Consider the following 2,687-nt stretch of genomic DNA (forward strand, 5'->3'; position numbering starts at 1 on the left):
GTCCCCCCACCTCCCCATCCCCAATCTCACAAATCCATCCGTAAATACCTAGACAAAATCCCATAAACTATATATACTGGAGCCTCTAGTGAAGGATGATGGAGCTAGGAGGGAACTATTGTTGAGGCACTGAACTTGACTGTGAGCCTTAGAGGCACAAGAGATGTCAAGGAAAATTACCAATTATTTCGTCTGGCAGGCTTGTTAGATGCGTTTTCGGAACCGAATTTTCGTAAAGCGATCGTCGGTTTTATCCAACAAGACGGCCCCAAAAATATTATTTTGGATCTATCCCAAATCGATTTTCTCGATAGTTCTGGTTTGGGTGCTTTGGTACAAATAGCCAAGGAAGCTCAAAATAACAACGGCAGTCTACAGATTGTCCCTAACCCCCGTGTTACCCAAACAGTTAAGTTAGTACGTTTAGAAAAGTTTCTATCTTTGCAATCATCGGTAGAAGCTGCCCTAGAAAACATCAAAAACAAAAAAGAATAAGCAGGCAAGGCGAAATATTTCTCATGCTATCCGGTCGATTTCTGGATAGCAAATTTGCTGTTAAAAGATTTAATTATTTCCCATGAGTATTTATGGTAAAATTCAAAGTCGATGTTTCATCAGCCGCTCTCAGATATAAGTTACTCGTTGACAGAAGTTAATCAGCTTTCTCCTGTATCTTTGGCATATATAGGAGATGCAGTGTTTGAGCTATATGTTCGGAGCCGTTATCTTTTGCCTGCCAAAAGGATAGATAAGTATCATAGGCAAGTGGTGTTTCAAGTGAGAGCAGAAAGTCAAGTTAGGCATTTGCGATCGCTTCAACCCCATCTCACAGAAGCGGAGAGCGAAATTTTGCGGCGCGGGAGAAATGCGGCTAGCGGAGGGCCAAAGCGACTATCTCCAAAAATCTATCAAGAAGCTAGTAGTCTGGAAACTTTGATTGGATATCTTTATCTCACCGATTCTCAACGTTTAGCTCAGCTGTTAGCCAAATTAGACTTAGATTTAGATTTCCCTCAAGGGGAAGAGTCTTAAATAAAACTCAAGACAGCTGAAACTACCAATTTAGACTATGTACATTAAAACCAGACACCTGATCGAAAAGGGTATTGGCTATTGGTGATTACTAAAAGTATTAGTCAGCAGCGGTTTGTTATTTCGCCGCTACGAGACTACTTAATTAATCACCAATTGCCTACCCCCTGAACTTACTAAATTTTCTGACAAAATAATGAGTAAAAATTACCGCCCAGAAAATCCAGGTCAACCCAAGCGCAGTAGACCTCTCAAAGGCAGGTTAAACCGACCCTCACCCTCGGTAAAACCAATTCGTAAGGCAAATCGTAACGTTTCCCTACCTGAATTGCGAAATGAATCTGGCAATGAGTCGCGCCCTGAATCTCACAATGAACCAGGTAATGAACCGCGACGGGAACCACGACGGGAACCGCGACGGGAACCGCGACGGATAATTCGACAGGTAACTCGACAGGAACCTCAACAGGTAAATCATGAAGTAAATCGGGAATCTGAAGACCTAGATATGATCTATGGTCGTCAGTCGGTGTTAGCAGCTTTGACGAATCAGCGTGCTTTAAATCGAATTTGGATTTTGCCTCATCTGCGTTACGATCCCCGGTTTCATACTTTATTAACGCAAGCTAAAGCAAATGGCACTGTAATTGATGAGGTAGAAGCGAAACGCTTAGATTACATTACTCACAGAGCGAATCATCAAGGAATTGCGGCACAAGTTGCGCCTTATGAATATGTGGAATTAGGAGATTTGATTTCCAAAGCTAAAGCTGCTTCTGAACAACCAGTAATTGTGGTTTTGGATAGCGTTACCGATCCCCATAACTTAGGTGCAATTATTCGCACATCAGAAGCTTTGGGAGTTCATGGGATGGTGATCCCGCAGCGACGTGCGGTAGGGGTGACATCAACTGTGATCAAAGTAGCGTCGGGGGCTTTAGAAAATATACCAGTTGCTAGGGTGGTGAATTTGCGATCGGCCTTGGAAGAATTAAAAGCTGCTGGTTTTTGGATTTATGGAACCGAGGCTAATACTAATCAAGCATTGCATACAGTTCAATTTACAGGCCCGATAGTTTTGGTAGTAGGTTCCGAAGGGGAAGGTCTGAGTTTGTTAACTCAACGTTGCTGCGATTTTCTTGTTTCTATTCCTTTAGGTGGAAAAACTCCCAGCTTAAATGCTTCAGTTGCAGCAGGAATGGCACTTTACGAGATTTTCCGCCAACGTTGGTCAAGTACACTACACCTAGATAAGTTAAAAAAAGATACTTTGAAAAAAGAAAGGTAACAGAGTATAAAGAAATTTAACTAAAAAAGCTCAATAGACGGGATAGCACCCAAGAGGACAGGTTGAGGTCATGAAAGAAGTTTTGCTCAGTATTCTAAATTTCTTAGGTTTGGCTTGGTGGATCGAAGTTGTGACTCGCAAACCCCAATGCACTTACTATTTCGGCCCTTTTCTCACTGCGAAGGAAGCTGATCTGGCTAAGACTGGTTACATAGAAGACTTGGAAACAGAAGGCGCGATGGGTTTTATCGTGTTTATTAGACGCTGTAAGCCAAACGAATTGACAGTAGAGGAAGATTTGGGGGAGAGAGTTGACCGCAAAGCATCACCAGCTTTTAGCGGTCAGTTTTAGGGGAGGGAGCAGGGG

4 protein-coding genes are annotated in these 2,687 nt (G+C 42.7%); all 4 read left to right on the top strand.

What is annotated here, in order from left to right; genetic code table 11:
• Positions 1-129 precede the first annotated feature (129 nt).
• Positions 130-495: an STAS domain-containing protein gene (locus IQ264_RS32100; protein WP_228061975.1), complete on the top strand. Its 366-nt coding sequence runs from the start codon at positions 130-132 to the stop codon at positions 493-495.
• Between the two features lie 111 nt (positions 496-606).
• A complete protein-coding gene (locus tag IQ264_RS32105) occupies positions 607-1,032 on the top strand; it encodes a Mini-ribonuclease 3 (RefSeq protein ID WP_193986766.1) in 426 nt (141 codons plus the stop codon).
• A gap of 196 nt (positions 1,033-1,228) precedes the next feature.
• Positions 1,229-2,320, top strand: coding sequence for a 23S rRNA (guanosine(2251)-2'-O)-methyltransferase RlmB (gene rlmB, locus IQ264_RS32110; protein ID WP_193986769.1), 1,092 nt, complete (start codon positions 1,229-1,231; stop codon positions 2,318-2,320).
• 70 nt (positions 2,321-2,390) lie between these two features.
• Positions 2,391-2,672 (top strand): DUF1816 domain-containing protein, encoded by a 282-nt coding sequence (locus IQ264_RS32115; protein WP_193986771.1) that lies wholly within the window; start codon positions 2,391-2,393, stop codon positions 2,670-2,672.
• The last annotated feature ends 15 nt before the right edge of the window (positions 2,673-2,687 follow it).

The sequence above is a fragment of the [Phormidium] sp. LEGE 05292 genome (assembly GCF_015207735.1).
Taxonomy (GTDB): domain Bacteria; phylum Cyanobacteriota; class Cyanobacteriia; order Cyanobacteriales; family Aerosakkonemataceae; genus Floridanema.

Excerpts from the sequence above, each read along its gene's own strand:
- rlmB (WP_193986769.1), top strand. The coding sequence starts at position 1,229 with ATGAGTAAAAATTACCGCCCAGAAAATCCAGGTCAACCCAAGCGCAGT.
- IQ264_RS32115 (WP_193986771.1), top strand. The coding sequence starts at position 2,391 with ATGAAAGAAGTTTTGCTCAGTATTCTAAATTTCTTAGGTTTGGCTTGG.
- IQ264_RS32105 (WP_193986766.1), top strand. The coding sequence starts at position 607 with ATGTTTCATCAGCCGCTCTCAGATATAAGTTACTCGTTGACAGAAGTT.